Source organism: Paenibacillus sp. XY044, from assembly GCF_002257645.1.
Taxonomy (GTDB): Bacteria; Bacillota; Bacilli; order Paenibacillales; family Paenibacillaceae; genus Paenibacillus_AQ.
Map to the genome: position 1 here is coordinate 148,573 of NZ_NQMO01000010.1, position 18,947 is coordinate 167,519.

The window sequence follows — 18,947 nt, forward strand, 5'->3', positions numbered from 1 at the left end:
CCGTTTTGTTGTATTTCCTGACATATCGACGCGTGTGTAAATATGCTTAGAGCTGGGGCAAAATATCCGCCCAAACGGCATCGAGAATGCCCTGCATATCATCTTCGTGGCTGTTGATGGCGATCACAGCCTCCTTGTCGGGGATGACGACGCAGAACTGCCCATGCATGCCGTCGGCGCGGTAAGCCCCGTGCGTGCACATCCAAAATTGGCCGCCGTAACCGGCGCCCCAATCCGCCGTTCCCGGCGTATCGATTTGCTTGCGGGTAACCTCGCCAATCCATGCCTCCGGGATCAGCTGAACACCCTGCCACCGGCCCTTCTGCAGCAGCAGCTGACCGAACCGGCTCAGTTCTTCGCAGCTGATCCACAGCCCGGTGCAGCCGAGCGTGACGCCAAGCGGCGACGTGTCCCACCGGACATCCCGGATCCCGAGCGGCTCGAACAGCCGCGGTACCAAATAATCGCGAACCGTTTCTAGGGCCGCGGCCTGAACCATGGCCGAGATCATAAACGTGTCGCCGCTGCTGTAAGTGAAGATCTCCCCGGGCATCCTATCCAAGGGCAGGGACATGTAGTATTTCGCCCAATCCTTCTCCTGCAGCGTCTCCCGCTCTTCCGCCCAGAGCGGTGGGGAATCGTGGCCCGAGGCCATCCGGAGCAGATGACTAAGGGTCAGCTCTCCCGGAGGATAAGGCGATCCCGCCACCGTTTTCCCGTAAGCCGGAAAAAAATCGTTTAACCGTGCATCCAGCGTCAACTTTCCTTCGGCAACGGCAAGTCCGACCGCCATGCAGGTAAAGGACTTGCTGACCGAATGCTGGAGCCTGCGGGCATCGCCTTCCCGGTCCCATTGCCCCAGCCGCTGCGCTTTTTGCAGCACCCGAACGGATAATACGTTCAGTTTCTTGCTGCCGATGTTGTCGACAAAACCGGCGATTTGAAATGTCATCGTTAAGCCTTCCTTCCGCTTGATTTCAATGGCCGAAACGGGTTACTGCAGATGCTGTTCCGGTCCGGCCGCGAGAAATACAACGATATCCATAGAAACGTTTCCACAATGATTGTTTATTCTTGAGATTATTACAGATCGGTTCCTCTTGTCAACTCTAATTTGTAAGCGGTTACCAAGTCTCTTTTATCATGGGTTTTGCCGCATTAAAGTGAGCAAGACCAAGGATTTGCACAAAAATACAGTTCATTAGGCCTTTGTGAAAATGGTTGTTGACAGGTTTAGACAACGGGATTATGATGTTAATCGAAACGATTCGAAAAAATCGCTTTCATCGCTTTTGGCGCTCCTGGAGCATCCACCGGCAACGGCCTGATGAGGCTGGAATCGGAACTTGCTCCGGAGCAACGCGATCGGCGAACAGAAGGACCAATTACGGGCCGAAACTGTCCGTTATCGGCTCAGCCGGGCAGCCTTCCCGTAAGGGTTGCTGCCGCTGACTAAGGCGGACAACACGATAGAGCAGTCGAACTGAAATGAAAGGGGTTACATATGGCGCATTTAACGATCGATACCGGCTCGCCAACGCTGCGGATGACGACCAGCATCCATGTAATCTCCCCGGTCGATACCGGTGTCCCTACTTCGAGCACGCTGTACCTCCTGCATGGGGCGGGCGACAACGCCAGCACCTGGCACCGTCTGACGACCGTGGAAATGTTCGCGGCAAGGTACGGCTGTACGGTCATCATGCCGGAAGTAGGACGAAGCTTTTATACAGACATGGTTTACGGGCTGGACTATTTTCGCTACATCACGGAGGAGCTCCCCGAGCTGTGCAGGCGCTTGCTGCATTTGAATACCGATCCCGAAAACACGTTCGTGGCGGGATTGTCGATGGGCGGATACGGTGCGCTCAAATGCGCGCTTACCTACCCGGAGCGGTACGCCAAAGCGGTATCTTTCTCGGGTGTGACCGACATCCGCCAGCGTCTGGCCGATCCGGCGATGCCGGAAGGGATGCGCAGGGAGATGCAGGCCGTGTTCGGACCGGAGCTTGAGGTGAAGCTGGATCAGGATTTGTATGCGCTGTCCGCGAAATTGATCGAAGAGGGCAGGCGGCTGCCGCCGGTGCTGTGCTGCTGTGGCTCGGAAGATCCTTTCGTGGCGATGAACCGGCAGTTTGCCGGCCGAATGGAGCTCAGCCCGTTCGATTTCCGGTACGTTGAAGGGCCGGGAACGCATGACTGGCTCTTTTGGGAAGAGCATTTGAAGACCGCTTTTGATTTTCTGTATGACGACAAGACCCAAGAATAGTGAGGAGATGCCAATTGAAACCCGCAGCCTTAGGGCCGAACAAAAATGCAAAGGGGCGTACCAAAAACGGTAACCTGTTTACCGAAATTTGGAAGCACCGGATGACGTATACGCTGCTTATTCCCGGCTTGATCTGGCTGATCCTGTTTGCTTATCTGCCGATGGGCGGCTTGTCGCTCGCGTTTAAGCATTACAAAGCCAACATGGGGATTTGGGGCAGCCCGTGGGTCGGCCTGGAGAACTTCAAGTATGTATTCCGCGACCCGACGTTTGCCCAAGCGGTGTGGAGAACACTGTACATCAACATCATCAAGCTGATCATCACCTTCCCGTTCCCGATTCTGCTGGCGCTCTTGCTGAACGAGCTCCGCATGCGGAAGACGAAGAAGCTGTTCCAGACGATATTTACGTTTCCGCAGTTCCTGTCGTGGATCATTGTCTCGGGGATCGTGATCAACGTCCTTTCCTATGACGGCCTGCTGAACAGTGCGCTGCAGCTTCTAGGACTTCCGACGATCAACTTCCTCGGCTCCGAGCCCATGTTCCTGCCGATGCTGATTTTGACGGACATCTGGAAATCTACCGGATGGGGGGCCATCATCTTCCTGGCGGCCATCTCGGGGATCGACCAGGACCAATACGAATCGGCGCAGATCGACGGCGCTTCGCGGATGCAGCAAATTTTCAAAATTACGCTGCCGAACATTCTGCCGACGGTCACTGTCATGTTCATTCTGAACGTGGGCGGCCTGATGTCCGCCGGCTTCGACCAGATCTTCAACTTGGCGAATGCGGCGACGCAGAACGTGTCCCAAGTGCTCGACGTGTACATTTACCGGATCACGTTCCAGTCTTCGACGGACTTCTCGTTCTCGACGGCGGTCAGCTTGTTCCGTTCGCTCGTGAACATGGTTCTGCTGCTTGCTGCGGACCGCGTGGCCAAACTAATGGGCGGAGACGGATTGTTCCGATAGGAAAGGAGTGTTAGAGAGATGAGTACGCATGCTGAGAAGCGGCATAAATACCGGGTCGGTAAAATGACGCTTCTCGATTACATCATGTTTATAGTGCTGATTGTGTTGGCTTTAATCATTTTGATTCCGTTCCTGAACGTGATCGCGATCTCCCTCGCCTCACAGAAGGAATATGCCGATAATCCGATGCTGCTGTGGCCGAAGCATCCGACGCTGGACGCCTACCGGGCGCTGTTCGAAGACGGCAGGCTGCTGACGGGCTTCTGGAACACCATTAAAATCCTGGTAGTCGGCCTGCCGCTGAGCTTGTTCCTGACGAGCACGATGGCATATGGCCTCAGCCGCAACAAGTTCCCGGGGAAAAAGTTTATCTTCTTCCTCGTCCTGTTCACCATGATCTTTAACGGCGGGATCGTGCCGCTGTACCTGGTCATGAAATCGCTGCACCTGACCGGTTCCCTGTGGTCCGTCATTCTGGTAGGAAGCTTCAGTGCTTTCAATATGATCCTGATGATGAACTACTTCCAGGGCCTGCCGGAATCCTTGATGGAATCCGCAAGGCTCGACGGGGCGGGCGAATGGCGCATCCTGTTCTCCGTCGTCCTTCCGCTCGCGGCGCCGATTATGGCGACCATTACGCTGTTCTACGGCGTGGCCTTCTGGAACGGGTGGTATGACGCGATGATCTTCCTGCGAAAAGCGGAAATGCTTCCGCTGCAAAACGTCCTGCGCACGATTATCGTCGAATCGTCGACAAACGTTTCGAATGCGGCCAGCGTGGACGCCCTAAACAAATCCGGTTTTTCCACAGGGATGAAGATGGCTTCGGTCTTCGTATCGATGATTCCGATCATGTGCTTCTTCCCGATGCTGCAAAAGCACTTCGCCAAAGGGGTGTTAACAGGGGCTATCAAGACCTGATTACACAATAGATTTTTTAAGATTATAGAATCGATAAATTTTCAGCGGAGCTGAACAATTCTATAATCGCAAGAAAAATTGCCTTTAAACGCGGTCTGTCTTGTTTGAAGGTACATCGAGAGACATTTTTCTTACCGAAAAAAAATCTGATCAAAAAGAGGGGAAAAAACATGAACACCAAAAAGATGCTCAAACCGCTTCTGGCCGTTGCGCTGTCGGCGGTTATGCTGACGGTTACTGCCTGCGGGAAAGACTCGGCATCATCCGGCGGTAACGAAAAAGACGCGGACGGAAGCTACAAGGACAAATTGAAAATCTCCGTGGCGCAGACGACGGAAGTGAAGGACGGCGTACTGGACAACGAGTTCCACAAGTACTGGATGGACAAATTCAACGTCGAGTGGGATTACAACTATGTGCAGTGGGATTCCTGGCCGGAAAAACTCCGCCTGTGGATCAACTCCGGCGACCTGCCTGACGTGGCTAGCTGGAACTATGTGCACGGCGATTTTATGAACTACGTCGATCAGGGACTGCTCTACAAATTCCCGGATGACTGGAAAGAGCGCTGGCCGAACGTGGCGGCGGCGTACAAGCTGACCGGTCTCGGCGACAAGCTGGAAGAGCTGACAGGCGGTACTTACATTCTCCCGAAACCGGTGTACTTCCAAAACAAACCGGCCGATCCGCTTGTGAACCAAATCGGCGTCATTGCGATCCGCAAGGACTGGGCCCAAGCCGTCGGGTTTGAATTGAAGGATGCTTATACGACAAGCGAACTGATCCATTATGCGGAATTGGTCAAAGAGAAGGACCCAGGAAAGCTCGGTTCCAAGCTCGTTCCAATGTCTTACACCGCGGATGACGCCTTGACCAACATCATCATGGCCAACAGTGAGCATTCCCGCGTGGAATCTGCTTTCTATAAAGGCGAAGACGGCAAGTTCCATTGGGGACCAGCCGATCCGGAGACGCTGACCGGTCTGAAGCTGATGCAAAAAGCGTACAAAGAAGGCCTGCTCAATCCGGAATTCTATACTTGGAAAAACAACGAGGGCAGCGACAACTTTAGAGTTAAAGGCGTTGCAGCGATGATGTCCCTGGGTGGTCTGGCTTCATACAGACAGGACATGGACAAAAACATGCAGAAGAACCTGGGCGTAAGCAGCGACGACCTCGTCCATACAGCGATCGTTGTGGGTGACGATGGCAAGTACCGTAACCTGGAGCAGCCGAACTTCTGGTCTTCGCTCATTTTCTCGCCGAATATCAGCAAAGAGAAATTCGAACGCATCATGGATATCATTGATTACTCGACAACCAAAGAAGGACAGATGCTCCTGAATATGGGCTTTGAAGGCAAGGACTGGAAGTACGACGAGAACAATGAGCCGGTCAGCCTGCTTCCGGAAGGAACTTCCCTTGAAGACAAATATCCGGCACGTTTTGAAGGCCTATATATTTTGGGCGACGATTTCAGTATCGTGAACCCTGCGATCAAGAAAGAATACCGCGACCGCGCTGTTGAGCTGTTCAAAGAGAAAGCGAAATTGGGCAGTGAAGGCGGCAAGCTGGCAACCTACGACTGGGATGTGCAGCTGTACGATTCCAAAGCGAAGAGCCAGGCATCCTTCGATTACCAGAACGAGTATGCCAACCTGATCCTGCAAAGCGGCGATCTGGAAGCAAACTGGAAGAAATGGGTGCAAAGCAAGCAGTCCCTCGTTCAGCCGGTGCTGGATGAACTAAACAGCAAATTCGCTAAGTAACAGATCACGTTCTAATAAGGATAAGAACTGAGCACTTACGCAGTCCGAGTCTACGGAACCCGGTGTGCAGCACAATTGATGCAGCCGGGTTCTTCTCTTCCATGGTGGTGCCAAGCCGAGTTTCTTCTATATAAGGAGGCCGGCCTGGCCACAAGGAGGAGAACAGGTAAGAGTTCTTCCTTAATCATTCGATAATCGCAAGAAAAACTTCCGCTAAACGGGGTCTGTCTTCTATCGATAGACACTTTTCTTAATGAGGAATTTGCACAAAAGATAAGCGCGCAAGGAACGGCTTCGTCCTTGCAGCCATTGTCGGCCAGGTTTTGTGCAAGCTCCTGAGAAAGGAGAAAGGGTCTGAAAGAGCCGGACGATCCGTGTCCGGAAGGCCTGAATCATCATACGACTTTGTTGTGGAGGGAATGGAATGGATAACCGGCAGTTAACCGAACTGTTGAATCAGATGACGCTGGAAGAGAAGATTGCCCAGCTTCTTCAGCTGACCGCCAATTTTCATGAAGGCGGGGATGGCGAAAGCCAAATTACCGGACCGCTTGAGGAAATGGGAATCACCGAATCGATGGTGACTGCCAGCGGCTCCGTTCTGGGATTATCGGGAGCGCAGTCGATCATCGACGTGCAGAAATCATATTTAAGCAAAAGCCGGCTTGGCATTCCGCTCATGTTTATGGCCGATGTGGTGCACGGCTTCAAAACGATCTTTCCGATCCCGCTGGCGATCGGATGCTCCTGGGATACGGAGCTGGCCGAGAAAAGCGCGGAGATTGCTGCGAGAGAATCAGCCGTATCCGGCATTCACGTGACGTTCGCACCGATGGTCGACCTGGTGCGCGACCCGCGGTGGGGACGTGTTATGGAAACGACAGGCGAAGATCCGTACCTGAACAGCCTCTTTGCCCGCGCTTTCGTACGCGGCTATCAAGGCGCGAGCCTGAAGGAGGAGCCGGAACGTCTGGCTGCCTGCGTCAAGCACTTCGCCGCTTACGGCGCTCCTGAAGGGGGCCGCGACTACAACACGGTCAACATGTCCGAGCGCAATCTGCGCGAGCAGTATCTGCCGGCCTATAAAGCGGCGCTGGACGAAGGCTGCGAAATGGTCATGACGTCGTTCAATACCGTGGACGGCATTCCGGCGACCGGCAATGAGAAGCTGATGCGCGGTATCCTCCGCGATGAGTGGGGTTTTGACGGCGTCCTGATCTCGGACTGGGCGTCGATCCGCGAAATGATCGCGCACGGTGCGGCGGAGGACGACTGCGAAGCCGCTTACCGGGCGATCCGGGCCGGCGTGGATATCGAGATGATGACCCCGTGCTACGTACAGCATTTGCCGGTCCTCATCGAGAGCGGACGCGTGGACGAAGCCTTGGTCGACGAAGCGGTGCTGCGGATATTGCGGCTGAAAGACAAGCTCGGGCTGTTCGACAATCCGCTGAGAGGCGCTGACCCGGAGCGCGAGCGCGAAGTGCTGTTCTGTCAGGATCATCGAAACGTTTCTTACGAGTTGGCAGCCAAGTCGAGCGTGCTGCTGAAAAACGAAGGCGGCCTGCTGCCGCTTGCGCCTGCGAAGAAAGTCGCCCTGATCGGGCCGTTCGCCCAGAGCGAAGACATCCTCGGTTGGTGGTCCTGTGTCGGCGTGAAGGAAGATGCCGTGAAGCTGGGAACCGCGCTGCAGGAAAGGCTGCCTGAGGGGCAGCTGGTCATTGCCGAAGGTTCCGGCGTGGTAAGCGTGGATCAAGCGCAGATTGACGCCGCGATCGCCGCCGCTCAAGATGCGGACATCATCGTGCTCGCCCTGGGCGAGGATTCGGCCATGAGCGGGGAGGGCGGATCCCGCACGAACATCCGCCTGCCGGAAGCCCAGCTGGAGCTGGTGCGGCAGCTGAAGAAAACCGGCAAGCCGTTGGCTGCGGTGATCTTCAACGGCCGTCCGCTGGACCTGCACGGCGTATTTGACGAAGCGGACGCCGTTCTGGAAGCCTGGTTCCCGGGCAGTGAAGGCGGAGCCGCGATCGCGGACATTCTGATCGGGCGCGTGAATCCTTCGGCCCGGCTGACGATGTCCTTCCCACACTCGGTGGGTCAAATTCCGGTCTATTACAATCATTACAATACCGGCCGTCCGATGAACCCGGAAAAAACGGAAGAGCGGTACGTGTCCAAATATATCGACAGTCCGAATGATCCGCTGCTTCCGTTCGGATACGGCTTATCCTATACGACGTTTGAATACGGCGACCTGAAGTTGTCCGGAAACGAGATGAAGGCGAATCAGCCGCTTCAGGTCAGAGTGAAAGTAACGAATACCGGGGACCGCGCGGGAATCGAAACGGTTCAGTTGTATATCCGCGACGTGACCGGCGAGGTGGTCCGCCCGATGCGCGAGCTGAAAGGTTACGCCCGTCTCGAGCTTCCTCCGGGGGAAAGCGCGGATGCGGTCTTTATAATCACGGAGGAACAGCTCCGTTATCACCATTCCGACCTTACGCAAGCGAGCGATCCGGGAGCGTTCCAAGTGTTTGTTGGCCCGAACAGCCGGGATAATCTTATGGAGTCTTTCCGGTTGGTTTGATGAGCAGAAGGCCATGCGCGTACACAAAAAACAGCCATGGCTTTTGGAGAGAGCTGACCATCAAGACGACGCAGGATGAAAAATACTGTAAAGCTGCCTCGAAGCCCGTACCGGACATGTTCCGGCCCGGCTTCCGGGATAGGAGGATGAACAACCATGACAACCCTTACGAATTCCAAGCTTCACGTCCAGGCCGGCGATCTGTCTTTTACGTTCTGGGAAAGCGGCGACATGTTCCAGGCCGTCAGCGGCAAGACGATGATCAATCAGCTGATGAGCAGCCCGCTCGACGGCGCTTTAAATAATCTCTATTTGCGCATCCATGACGATTCCGCCGTCCGCTTCCATCCGCTGCTCGGCATCCGTTCGAACAGCCGGGTAAGCACAGGCGAGGGACGCATCGTTTGGACAGGCGAGGCTGAAGGTATATCGTACCGCGTGACGTTTGCGCTCAGCCCTCTCGGCGTATGGTTCTGGGACGTCCGGACCACCGGACACGGCGTCAAAGTCGACGTCGTATACGGCCAGGATATCGGCGATGCGGATACGGGCGCCGTTCGCAGCAACGAGGCGTACCTCTCCCAGTATATCGACCATACTGTCTTCGAAGACAAAGACCACGGTTATGTGGTGTGTTCTCGCCAAAACCAGCCGCAGGGCGGAGCGTTCCCTTACATACAGCAGGGCTCGCTGACGCGTGCCGCCGGGTTCTCGACAGACGGCTTCCAGTTCTTCGGCCTGACCTACAAAGAGACAAACGTGCCGGCATGCCTCAGCCAGCCGGACTTGGCCAACCAGGTCTACCAATACGAGTTCGCCTATACGGCGCTTCAGTCCGAAGCGGAAACGCTGGATGGGGAAGCACGCTTCGTATTCTACGGTTTGTTCAAGCCGGATCATGCGGCCGCTGTAACCGAGTTGGAATACAAGGACGAGGTGTTGAAAGCCTGGGCTCAGGTGCAGGAGAGCCTGGCCGCCGCGGCCGACCCGCTGCGCGAGCTGCCGCAGGTCCGTCTGAACCCGGAGATCGGTGAACCGCTGCACACCCTTCCGCTCACCGCGGAAGAGCTCGAATCCCTTTTTCCGAAAGCCCGGAGACAGGAGGAGGAAACCGAAAACGGACAGCTCCTGGCGTTCTTTACGGACACCTACGAGCATGTCGTGCTGAAGGAGAAGGAGCTGCTGGTGGAGCGTCCGCACGGACATATCCTGATGAGCGGCGACAGCGTGAAGCTGGGCGCCAAGGTCGTGACGACGACTTCGTATATGTACGGCATTTTCAACTCCCATCTGGTGGTAGGCAATACCAACTTCAACAAAATGATGAGCAACGCCCGCGGCGCCTTGAACGTGCCGAAGACGGCGGGACAACGGATTTATGTGGACAAAGACGGAGCGTACCGTCTTCTGACCATGCCGTCCCTGTTCGAGATCGGCTTCAACTACGTGCGCTGGTATTACAAAACGGCTGATGACATGCTGGTGATCACCAATTTCACGGCGGCGGATGCGCCTGAAGTACGCCTTCATGTGCGCTCGGAGAGCGGCAGAGCGTATAAATTCCTGGTGACCAGCCAGGTCACGATGGACGTCAACGAATTCGAAGCGCCGGTCCGCATGACGGAATCGGCGGGCGTGCTGACGTTCCACGGCGCCCAGGATGCTCTCCGGAAGGAAGCCTATCCGAACCTGAAATACACCATGCGGGTCGACGGCGTCAAGGCGACCGTTAACGACGAAACGGCGCTGGCAAGCGGCGTTCAGCCTGGAGACGCGTCGGTGGTGACACTCAAGCTCGAAGCTGCTGCGGAGTGGACCTTGACGATGCAGGGACTGCTGGACGGGGAAGACCTTCCTGAAGCGAACCGCAGCGCAGAGGAAGAAATTGCGAAGTACCGGGCGTTCTTCCGGGATGTCATGAACGGATTCCGCCTAACCGGCGGCGATGGCACGGAGGGCAAGGACTTTTTCAAAGTGAATGCTTTGGCCTGGTGGTATACGCATAACATGCTGGTCCATTACTCGGTCCCGCATGGCCTGGAGCAGTACGGAGGCGCGGCTTGGGGAACGCGGGACGTCTGCCAAGGACCGACCGAGTACTTTATGGCAACGCAAAAATTTGAACAGGTCCGCGACATCCTGAAGATGGTGTACTCCCATCAATATGAAGACGACGGCAACTGGCCGCAGTGGTTTATGTTCGACAACTACTTTACGGTCCAGCAGGAGGAGAGCCACGGCGACATCATCGTATGGCCGCTCAAGGTGCTCAGCGATTACCTGCGGGCTACCGAGGACTTCGGCATTTTGGAGGAAAAGGTACCGTATACGGTCAAACACAAGTTCCACTTTACCGCAGAAACGGCCACGATTCTGGATCATGTGTACAAGGAGATCGACTACATTCGCAGCCACTTCCTGCATGATACCTGCCTGTCCTCCTACGGGGACGGGGATTGGGACGATACGCTTCAGCCGGCCAACGCCCAACTGAAGCAGTTTATGGTCAGCAGTTGGACCGTTGCCCTGACGTACCAGACGATGACCCAATTGTCAGACGCCATGAAGTCCGCCAAGCCGGAATTGGCTTCGGAGCTTCACGAGATGGCGCAGGGAATCAAAGGCGATTATGAAAAATACATGCTCGGCACGGACGTCATTCCAGGCTTCCTCTATATGGAGAACCCGGCTGAGGTGAAGCTGATGCTCCATCCGGCCGACAAGGAGACCGGCATCCAGTATCGCCTGCTGCCGATGACCCGGAGCATGATTGCGGAGCTGCTGGATCCGGAGCGCGCGAAGGCCCATTATGAGCTGATCAAAGAAAAGCTCTTCTTCCCGGATGGCGTGCGTCTGATGAACCGTCCGGCCCAGTATGCCGGCGGCGTCAGCACGCACTTCAAGCGGGCGGAGCAGGCGTCGAACTTCGGGCGCGAAGTGGGCCTGCAATATGTGCACGCCCATATCCGCTTCATCGAAGCGATGGCGAAGCTCGGACATGCGGATGATGTATGGAACGGCCTGAACGTGATCAACCCGGTCGGCATCCGCAATGTCGTGCCGAACGCCGAGCTGCGTCAGAGCAACGCTTATTTCAGCAGCTCCGACGGCAAGTTCAACACGCGTTACGACGCGCAGGCGCATTTCGATGAGCTGCGCAGCGGCAGCGTGCAGGTGAAGGGCGGATGGCGCATTTACTCCAGCGGCCCGGGAATCTACATGAACCAGCTGATTTCGAACGCGCTCGGCATCCGCCAGGAGCAGCAGGATCTCATCGTGGATCCGGTGCTGCCGCAGAAGCTGGACGGCCTGCGTTTCGACTTCCGTTACGACGGGCAGGACGTGACCTTCATCTACCATTTGGAAGGTGCCGGAGAGCGCCGCGTGAAGCTGAACGGCCAGGAGCTGGAAGCCTCGTCGGTGAGCAATCCGTACCGCGAAGGCGGTCTGCGGATTTCGAAGGACGTGTTCGAACAGGGAATGAATCCGGACCGCAATGTGGTTGAGATTTTTATGTAGCAGGTTACAGGCGATCTTCACGGATCGCCCTTTTCCATGAGAACTGGAATATGGATAATTTTGGATCTAGGAATGGTTTGATACGGGGGAGCGAGGAACATTGGTTAGTATTAAGGATATCGCTAAAAAAGCCGGGGTTTCCATATCGACGGTATCATATGCCCTGAACGGCAGCAGCAAGGTGACGGATGAGACCCGCTCAAAAATTTTGGCGATCGCCAAGGAACTGAACTATGTGCCGAACGCGGCCGCGAGATCGCTGAAGAAGAGGGAGTCCCGCATCATCGGGGTATTTTTGACGGATTTTAAAGGGGATGTGTACGGCGACCTGCTGGACGGAATGAAGGAGGTCTGCAACGCTCAGGGCTACGACCTGATCGTATGCAGCGGCAAGCAGGCCCACCGCATGCTTCCGGAGCGGATGATCGACGGGGCTATCATTCTGGACCACGCGTTTACGAACGCGGAGCTGCTCAAATATGCCGAGCGGAACCACAAAATCGTCGTGCTGGACCGGGAGCTCGAGCATCCCAACATCAATCAGGTGCTGCTGGACAATAAGGCGGGGGCGACGCTGGCGACCGAATTTTTGGTCGAGCAGGGCCACAAGAAGATTTACGTCGTGACGGGTCCCGATGACTCGTTTGATTCCAACCAGCGCATGAAGGCGGTCAAAATGGTTGCGGACCGCACTGAAGACGTGGAGTGGATCGAGATTTCCGGTGATTTCAAAAAAAGCGGCGGAGAGCGCGCCGCCGAACGGGTCATGGGGGAATATACCGGCCCGGCGGCCGTGTTCTGCCTCAATGACGAAATGGCCATCGGTTTTTGCAACCGGCTGGCGGAGACCGATTACCGGATCGGAGAGCATGTGCATTTGATAGGCTTCGACAATATCGAGCTGACGAGCTACATGCAGCCGCGCCTGGCGACCATCAACTATTCGAAGCGGAAGTGGGGGGCGCTGGCGTCGGAGCAGCTGATCAAGATTTTATCCGGCGAGGAAGTGGAGCATGAGCGCATCTACGTCACGCTGATCAAAGGGGAATCTGTTGGAAAAAGCGCCCGAAGGGTTAACGTGGTAAGATGAAACAAGCATGCACAGCGATAAACAAACAGAAGGGTATCCGGCTAACTAGAGCCTGTCGGATACCCTTTTTGCATGTTTATTTTATATTAACGAATGGCCACGTTATAAGTTTTCAACCAGTTGTTAACCTGGGCCAGGTACGCAAACAGCTGCGGTCCCGACATCAGTTGGCCGAACCACGGCAGATTCGAGGACGCCTCCGGAGAAGCGGCGATCTCGAGAATTTTGTTTTTGTCGATCAGCGGCAGCACCGGTGCGGTCGGATCGTCCAGAATGTCCAGCATCTGCTGCTTGACGGCGGCAAGGAAGTCCGGGTTGTGGGTTTTCGGGTACGGGCTCTTCTTGCGGTAAAGCACGTCGTCCGGCAGCACGCCTTCCAGCGCCTTACGTAAAATGCCCTTTTCCCGTCCACCGGTCATTTTGATTTCCCAAGGGATATTCCAAACGTACTGAACCAGCCGATGGTCGCAGTAAGGCACGCGTACTTCGAGGCCGACTCCCATGCTCATGCGGTCCTTGCGGTCCAGCAGCGTCGGCATGAAACGGGTAATGTTCAGGTAGGACATGACCCGCATTTTGGCCTGCTGGCCGGTCTCACCGCGCAGCTTAGGAACTTCCCGCACCGCATCGGCATAACGGTCCCCAAGGTAATCCAGCGGCCGGATCCATTCGCGGATTTCGGGAGACAGCAGGCTGGCTCTCATGTCGGGTGCGACCGACCAAGGGAACGTGCCGGAATTGAGCATTTCCTCGCGGTGAAACCAGGGGTAGCCGCCGAAAATTTCGTCGGCCGCTTCGCCGGAGACGGCCACCGTCGCTCCTTTTTTGATTTCACGGCAAAATAAATACAGCGAACCGTCCACGTCCGCCATGCCGGGCAGGTCCCGGGTCAGGGTGGAGGCGTTCAGCGATTCCACGAGCTCGGGGGTATCGAATTCGATGTAGTGGTGCTGCGTCCCGAGCTCCTCCACCATCCGCTGGATAAACGGAGCGTCGGCTCCCGGCTGAAAGGCATGCGATTTGAAATGCTTCTCATTGCCGACGTAATCGACTGAATAGGTGTGGACCTGACCTTGGTTGGTCCGGTTATAATACTGTACGGCCAGAGCCGTCAAAGCGCTGGAATCCAGCCCTCCGGACAGCAGCGTGCAGACCGGAACGTCCGAGACCAGCTGCCGCTCCAGCGTATCTTGCAGCAGCTCGCGCAGCTTGGCTGCTGTTTCCTCTACGCTGTCTTCGTGGATGTGGCTGTCCAGGCGCCAATAGGCGTAACTGCGCAGTCCGTCGCGGCTGAAGATCATCGCGTGGCCTGCCCGCAGCTCTTTCATGTCTTTGTAGACGCCTACTCCCGGCGTCCGTGCCGGACCGATAATGAACACTTCGGCGAGCCCTTCGGGGCCGACGACAGGCTCCATCTTGGGATGCTGCAGCAGCGCTTTGGGCTCGGAGCCGAAAATAAGCGTGCCGTCGATATAGGCGTAGAACAGGGGCTTGACGCCCAGGCGGTCCCGAGCCATAAACACCTGCTCTCTCACGCTGTCCCAGATGGCAAAAGCAAAGATGCCATTGAACCGGTCCACGCAAGCCGGTCCCCATTCGATGTATGAAACCAAAAGAACTTCCGTATCGCAATGGGTCCGGAAGTGATGTCCTCTTTTGACCAATTCGCTTCGCAGCTCGGCTGCGTTATATAGCTCCCCGTTATAACAAATCGCATACACGTCATCATCATCATGAACGATCATGGGCTGTGCGCCGTTTTCGGGGTCAATGACGCTCAGACGGCGGTGGCCGAAGGCGCATGGATTGGAGATCCAGGTTCCCGAAGCATCCGGTCCGCGATCCGACATCGTTTCCGTCATTTTGACAAGGATCTGCGAATCCTGGGTTAAGTCGCCGCTCCATTGTATAAAACCGGTTATTCCGCACATGATGGGTCATCCTCTCTTTGTCGTTTATCCACTCGCTGTCCTTTCTGTTTGCCAAAGTGATACAGTTATATGCCGAATCGGGGCATAAAATGTCTGTCCTTTAACGAAAACTATAGGAAAGGCAGTGTGAGAAAAAACGTTTGTCGACGCAAGTTCTGCAGAAGATAGACCGCATTTAGCGGATATTTTTCTTTTGGTCATAGAAGGTCCGGATTCGCTGAAAACTTATTTAATTCTACGATCTTTAAAAAGGAGGGAAATGTGCATGGATAAGCAGCATTTTTATGTATCGGTACATGGCAGAAGCGTTCTAGCCGAACAAGGCGCTGCTCCCTATGAGTTGGTGATGTACTGCACGGTAGGACAGGCCCGGGAAGTGCAGCAGATGATGGAGGACTTGCAGGAGCATGCCGAGGATTCCTTCCTGGCATTTACGTTTCCTTGGCCGGATACGCCGGAGGATGACGTCAATTCGCAGTACACGCAAAGCCTGAACAAGCTGTACCGGAAAATTTACGAATACGGCACGGCGGAAACGCGCCAGCATTTGACGGAGAACAAAATGCTGGGTTACACCTGATTTCGGATCCCGGCTGCCCATGGAGAGGAGGAAACAGCGTGTATTATATTAAGGATGCTAAGGTGCGGCGAATGACAGAGCTGGACGGGGTCCGATGCGCTGAAATCGGCGTGCTGCCTGGAGCGGTCGATGATCCCGCGCTTCTGGCATACGTGGCCGAGACGTCTCCTGGCCTGTATGACCTGATCCGGCTGATCCGCAACGATGCCGACACTGAACTCGACTGGTACGACAACACTATGCATCAGGCGTATACCGACGTAACGAAGCAGGCGTTCGAAGGCAGCTTCCTGCTGACGCCGGACGAGGAGCGGGACCTGTTCCTGCGCGACCTGCTCTCTTTTGGAAGCGTGGAGGAGGATCTGCGGAGCAGGTTCGCAAAGTAAACGCAGCCATAATTTAAGAAACATAGCCGGCAGCCACCCGCTCCATACTATGATTAAGGGGAGGTGAGCTAAATGGCGGACTTCACTTACAGAAAAGGCAAGGGAAGCAAGCACGCCCGTCAGAACGCATTTGCGGGTGGAGTAACGAGCAAAAATTCGAGAAATTTGGCTGTGCCCCATAACCCAAGACGTTTTGGCAACCAGTAGCCTCCTTGAACCATGAACATGCCTCCGGGACTGCCCGGAGGTTTGTTTTAGGTTTTCAGTTTTGATAAGTGTAAACGGCAGGCACCATCCGGGACTCGTTTACGCATATTCGCGCAGCACCTGAATGCCTTTGACGATGTTGTAGACGAATGTGCCGAAGTAAATGACGCAGAACAGCAAAATATAGCCCAAAATCGAGCCGGCATGATGGGCCGCCAAAGTAAAAAAGAGCAGCGGTACGGCCGCAATAAACGGCAGCAGATGCGAGAGCAGGGCTCGCTTGGCATGCCGGGCGACGTATTCGTCCCGAACGGCGATCCATACGATCACCGGCAGGATAAACGGGGCGAAAAATATGCTGAAGTAGGATAATGAAGATAACAACTGTCGCATCGGGAAAGCTCCTTTACAACGTATTTTGGTAAAATATAAGGAAGTATATGCTTCGGGAACTTGCATCCTTATATCGTAAAGAAAAACTACCGCTGGCTTCCTTGAGTGTACGCCGTAGTTTTTGTTATGTTATTACCCATAGTATTTCCCACCAATCGGCTTTCTCATTTTCCTCTTGAAAAATTGGTCAAATGCGGTATAATAAATAACGCATTCGTTTTTTTTATTACATACCAAGTCCCAGTAGCTCAGCTGGATAGAGCAACGGCCTTCTAAGCCGTCGGTCGGGGGTTCGAATCCCTCCTGGGACGTACAAGGAAAGCCCTCATTTGAGGGCTTTTTCTTTAGATATAAGCAAGTATACGCTTCGGAGACTCTGCAGCCGGAGGCAGCGTAAAGTATGGTGGAGTTCTAATGACAAGCGACGATGGAAAGACATGAAGGGAGAGAGACCGGATGAATCAGGAAATCAAAGTATCGCAGTGGACGGCATTGTTGATCGAGCAGGCGAAGCGGGTCGGACTGTCCGGGGCCGCCATCGCCGAGGCTGTCCGTAAGAAGGACGCTGAGCCGTTTATCCAGGCTGGGCTTGAAGGCGAGCGTTACGCCAATCTGTTCGGCTACTCGGAGGAACACGGGGAGCCGCTGACCCAGGCGGCCACAGAAGGCTACCGTATGACGTTCAACACGCGGAATGGGCTGAAAAACTGGCTGGTCCAGCGTTTCGGCCTGGATGAGGAAAAGGACTTTGTGGTGGGAGAAGGCGTGATTCATGGGCTGCGGCTCACCTCGGAACAGTTGGCTGCGTTACAAAAAGCGCTGGCGGTAAACTGGGTGATCGCGGGCTCGCGCGACCTCCCGGACGGCATGGTGGAGCTGGATCTGTCCATCCGAGCTCTGCAGGCCGATTCTCAAGCATAACCCGAGCGAGGCGAGGCATATTGCCGGCCTGCCACATGCAAAAGGGGCTGTCCCATCCATTCGTGTCTAGCACGACGGTGGGCAGCCCCTTTTTAATATACTGCTTAACGCTTCCGTTTTAACGCATCCCCGCTAACTGATCAGCATCAAGATGATCGAGGACAGCGACAGGCAGGCGCTGAGCAAATAGATGAACACAACCGCCTGCTTCGGGCTCAGCCCCCAGGACAGCAGCCGGTAATGGATCTGGCTTCTGTCGGCTTTGTACACCGGCTTGCCGTCACGATACCGTTTGATCACGACGTAGATATTATCGAAGATCGGTACGCCAAGCGCCAGCACAGGGACGAGAATGGAAATGACGGTCACCTGCTTGAAGGCCCCGTCCAGGGCGATAATGCCGAGCATGAACCCGATAAACGTCGCGCCTGCATCCCCCATATAAATTTTGGCGGGCGGTTTGTTGTATCTCAAATAACCGAGCGTCACCCCGACCAGAATTACCGCCATAACCGCGGAGTGCGACTGACCTTTGGCAATAGCGACAATAAACAGGGTCAGCGCCGAAATCGCGGCCACGCCTCCGGACAGCCCATCCAGTCCGTCCATGAAATTAATGACTGTCGTGACGCCAAAAATCCACAGGATCGTCAGTATAAACTGCAGCCACTCCGGAAACACGACCATATGGCCGGTGAACGGAACGGTGACCCCTTCGAACGATATTCCCGAATAGTAGACGATTACCGCGGCGCCCACCTGTACGAGCGTTTTGGGCAGAGCAGCGAAATCCTTGCCTTTCGTCTTGTACCAGTCATCGATCATGCCGATACCGAGGATGAGCAGCGAGCCGGCGACAATACCGGCCATTTCCTTGTCCCAGTGTCCGGTGAGAACGATATAGGGAATCATGAAGCCGAGAAAGATGGCGATGCTTGCCAGATGCGGGACAGGTTCCTTATGTATTTTGCGATGGGTGGGCCGGTCGACAAAATCAACCCGGATCGCAAGCTTTCTTAACGGAGGGATCAAAGCAAGAACGATAACAAGCGACACAATAAATCCAATTACATACACAATAGTCAGGCCTCCAATACTTAGCTTTGCAATGTGCTGTCGTTTCATTCGAAGTCTCGGTCAGGTTTTCGGATACAGTCAGATAGATTGAACTAAAGTATTTCATTGACATTCTTGGTAAAGCGGCTCATTAGGCATTTATTTCTTTAGTTCATTCTATATAGATGTAGCATTTGTATTTTTAAATAGAATAATCGCTATTTTTGCAAAATACAACGATAAAATATTTAATATTTCCATAACATTCCAATCAACCGCTTTTTACAATTCTAGTAGAGAATAGGTCTATAGCACTTATGCTAATAGAAGAAGGGTGAGCC

15 protein-coding genes and 1 tRNA gene are annotated in these 18,947 nt (G+C 54.8%); 12 read left to right on the forward strand and 4 right to left on the reverse strand.

Features of this window, described 5'->3' with window-relative positions; translation table 11 throughout:
• Nucleotides 1-46: 46 nt before the first annotated feature.
• A complete protein-coding gene (locus CJP46_RS30240) occupies nt 47-952 on the reverse strand; it encodes a serine hydrolase domain-containing protein (RefSeq protein WP_094599348.1) in 906 nt (301 codons plus the stop codon).
• A 552-nt stretch (nt 953-1,504) separates the two neighbouring features.
• Here CJP46_RS30240 and CJP46_RS30245 point away from each other — a divergent pair.
• The 7 genes from CJP46_RS30245 to CJP46_RS30275 all read left to right on the forward strand — a co-directional run bounded on the left by CJP46_RS30245 (nt 1,505) and on the right by CJP46_RS30275 (nt 13,132).
• A complete protein-coding gene (locus CJP46_RS30245; protein ID WP_094599349.1) occupies nt 1,505-2,269 on the forward strand; it encodes an alpha/beta hydrolase in 765 nt (254 codons plus the stop codon).
• A 14-nt stretch (nt 2,270-2,283) separates the two neighbouring features.
• Nucleotides 2,284-3,243, forward strand: a complete 960-nt coding sequence (locus CJP46_RS30250; protein WP_094599350.1) for an ABC transporter permease — start codon at nt 2,284-2,286, stop codon at nt 3,241-3,243.
• A gap of 18 nt (nt 3,244-3,261) precedes the next feature.
• On the forward strand, nt 3,262-4,164 hold the full coding sequence (locus CJP46_RS30255) for a carbohydrate ABC transporter permease (protein ID WP_094599351.1): 903 nt from the start codon (nt 3,262-3,264) through the stop codon (nt 4,162-4,164).
• A 170-nt stretch (nt 4,165-4,334) separates the two neighbouring features.
• Nucleotides 4,335-5,933 carry a type 2 periplasmic-binding domain-containing protein gene (locus CJP46_RS30260; RefSeq protein ID WP_094599352.1) on the forward strand — a complete coding sequence of 533 codons (1,599 nt, stop codon included), beginning with the start codon at nt 4,335-4,337 and terminating at the stop codon, nt 5,931-5,933.
• Nucleotides 5,934-6,357: 424 nt separating this feature from the next.
• On the forward strand, nt 6,358-8,523 hold the full coding sequence (gene bglX, locus CJP46_RS30265; protein WP_094599353.1) for a beta-glucosidase BglX: 2,166 nt from the start codon (nt 6,358-6,360) through the stop codon (nt 8,521-8,523).
• Nucleotides 8,524-8,679: 156 nt separating this feature from the next.
• A complete protein-coding gene (locus CJP46_RS30270; RefSeq protein ID WP_094599354.1) occupies nt 8,680-12,042 on the forward strand; it encodes a GH36-type glycosyl hydrolase domain-containing protein in 3,363 nt (1,120 codons plus the stop codon).
• 100 nt (nt 12,043-12,142) lie between these two features.
• A complete protein-coding gene (locus CJP46_RS30275) occupies nt 12,143-13,132 on the forward strand; it encodes a LacI family DNA-binding transcriptional regulator (protein WP_094599355.1) in 990 nt (329 codons plus the stop codon).
• Nucleotides 13,133-13,218: 86 nt separating this feature from the next.
• Here the strand turns inward: CJP46_RS30275 and asnB are convergent, their stop codons facing one another.
• Nucleotides 13,219-15,063, reverse strand: coding sequence for an asparagine synthase (glutamine-hydrolyzing) (gene asnB, locus CJP46_RS30280; protein ID WP_094599356.1), 1,845 nt, complete (start codon nt 15,061-15,063; stop codon nt 13,219-13,221).
• A 265-nt stretch (nt 15,064-15,328) separates the two neighbouring features.
• On the opposite strand from asnB, the gene CJP46_RS30285 reads away from it, so the two are divergent.
• From CJP46_RS30285 to CJP46_RS37275, 3 genes are all read left to right on the forward strand, one after another.
• A complete protein-coding gene (locus CJP46_RS30285; RefSeq protein WP_094599357.1) occupies nt 15,329-15,643 on the forward strand; it encodes a hypothetical protein in 315 nt (104 codons plus the stop codon).
• A 38-nt stretch (nt 15,644-15,681) separates the two neighbouring features.
• Nucleotides 15,682-16,029: a hypothetical protein gene (locus CJP46_RS30290; RefSeq protein WP_094599358.1), complete on the forward strand. Its 348-nt coding sequence runs from the start codon at nt 15,682-15,684 to the stop codon at nt 16,027-16,029.
• Between the two features lie 72 nt (nt 16,030-16,101).
• Nucleotides 16,102-16,236, forward strand: a complete 135-nt coding sequence (locus CJP46_RS37275) for a hypothetical protein (RefSeq protein WP_256992602.1) — start codon at nt 16,102-16,104, stop codon at nt 16,234-16,236.
• Nucleotides 16,237-16,335: 99 nt separating this feature from the next.
• Here the strand turns inward: CJP46_RS37275 and CJP46_RS30295 are convergent, their stop codons facing one another.
• Nucleotides 16,336-16,629 carry a magnetosome magnetite crystal formation protein family gene (locus tag CJP46_RS30295; RefSeq protein ID WP_076174239.1) on the reverse strand — a complete coding sequence of 98 codons (294 nt, stop codon included), beginning with the start codon at nt 16,627-16,629 and terminating at the stop codon, nt 16,336-16,338.
• Between the two features lie 237 nt (nt 16,630-16,866).
• On the opposite strand from CJP46_RS30295, the gene CJP46_RS30300 reads away from it, so the two are divergent.
• Both CJP46_RS30300 and CJP46_RS30305 read left to right on the forward strand, forming a co-directional pair.
• A tRNA-Arg gene (locus tag CJP46_RS30300) sits at nt 16,867-16,940 on the forward strand.
• Nucleotides 16,941-17,085: 145 nt separating this feature from the next.
• A complete protein-coding gene (locus tag CJP46_RS30305; RefSeq protein WP_094599359.1) occupies nt 17,086-17,550 on the forward strand; it encodes a hypothetical protein in 465 nt (154 codons plus the stop codon).
• A gap of 132 nt (nt 17,551-17,682) precedes the next feature.
• Here CJP46_RS30305 and CJP46_RS30310 read toward each other — a convergent pair whose 3' ends face one another.
• Nucleotides 17,683-18,675, reverse strand: coding sequence for an MraY family glycosyltransferase (locus tag CJP46_RS30310; RefSeq protein WP_094599360.1), 993 nt, complete (start codon nt 18,673-18,675; stop codon nt 17,683-17,685).
• Between the last annotated feature and the right edge of the window lie 272 nt (nt 18,676-18,947).

Bases quoted from the DNA above. Each gene is read 5' to 3' on its own strand.
- CJP46_RS30240 (WP_094599348.1), bottom strand. From the start codon at position 952: ATGACATTTCAAATCGCCGGTTTTGTCGACAACATCGGCAGCAAGAAA.
- CJP46_RS30245 (WP_094599349.1), top strand. From the start codon at position 1,505: ATGGCGCATTTAACGATCGATACCGGCTCGCCAACGCTGCGGATGACG.
- CJP46_RS30255 (WP_094599351.1), top strand. From the start codon at position 3,262: ATGAGTACGCATGCTGAGAAGCGGCATAAATACCGGGTCGGTAAAATG.
- CJP46_RS30260 (WP_094599352.1), top strand. From the start codon at position 4,335: ATGAACACCAAAAAGATGCTCAAACCGCTTCTGGCCGTTGCGCTGTCG.
- bglX (WP_094599353.1), top strand. From the start codon at position 6,358: ATGGATAACCGGCAGTTAACCGAACTGTTGAATCAGATGACGCTGGAA.
- CJP46_RS30270 (WP_094599354.1), top strand. From the start codon at position 8,680: ATGACAACCCTTACGAATTCCAAGCTTCACGTCCAGGCCGGCGATCTG.
- asnB (WP_094599356.1), bottom strand. From the start codon at position 15,063: ATGTGCGGAATAACCGGTTTTATACAATGGAGCGGCGACTTAACCCAG.
- CJP46_RS30285 (WP_094599357.1), top strand. From the start codon at position 15,329: ATGGATAAGCAGCATTTTTATGTATCGGTACATGGCAGAAGCGTTCTA.
- CJP46_RS37275 (WP_256992602.1), top strand. From the start codon at position 16,102: ATGGCGGACTTCACTTACAGAAAAGGCAAGGGAAGCAAGCACGCCCGT.
- CJP46_RS30295 (WP_076174239.1), bottom strand. From the start codon at position 16,629: ATGCGACAGTTGTTATCTTCATTATCCTACTTCAGCATATTTTTCGCC.
- CJP46_RS30305 (WP_094599359.1), top strand. From the start codon at position 17,086: ATGAATCAGGAAATCAAAGTATCGCAGTGGACGGCATTGTTGATCGAG.
- CJP46_RS30310 (WP_094599360.1), bottom strand. From the start codon at position 18,675: ATGAAACGACAGCACATTGCAAAGCTAAGTATTGGAGGCCTGACTATT.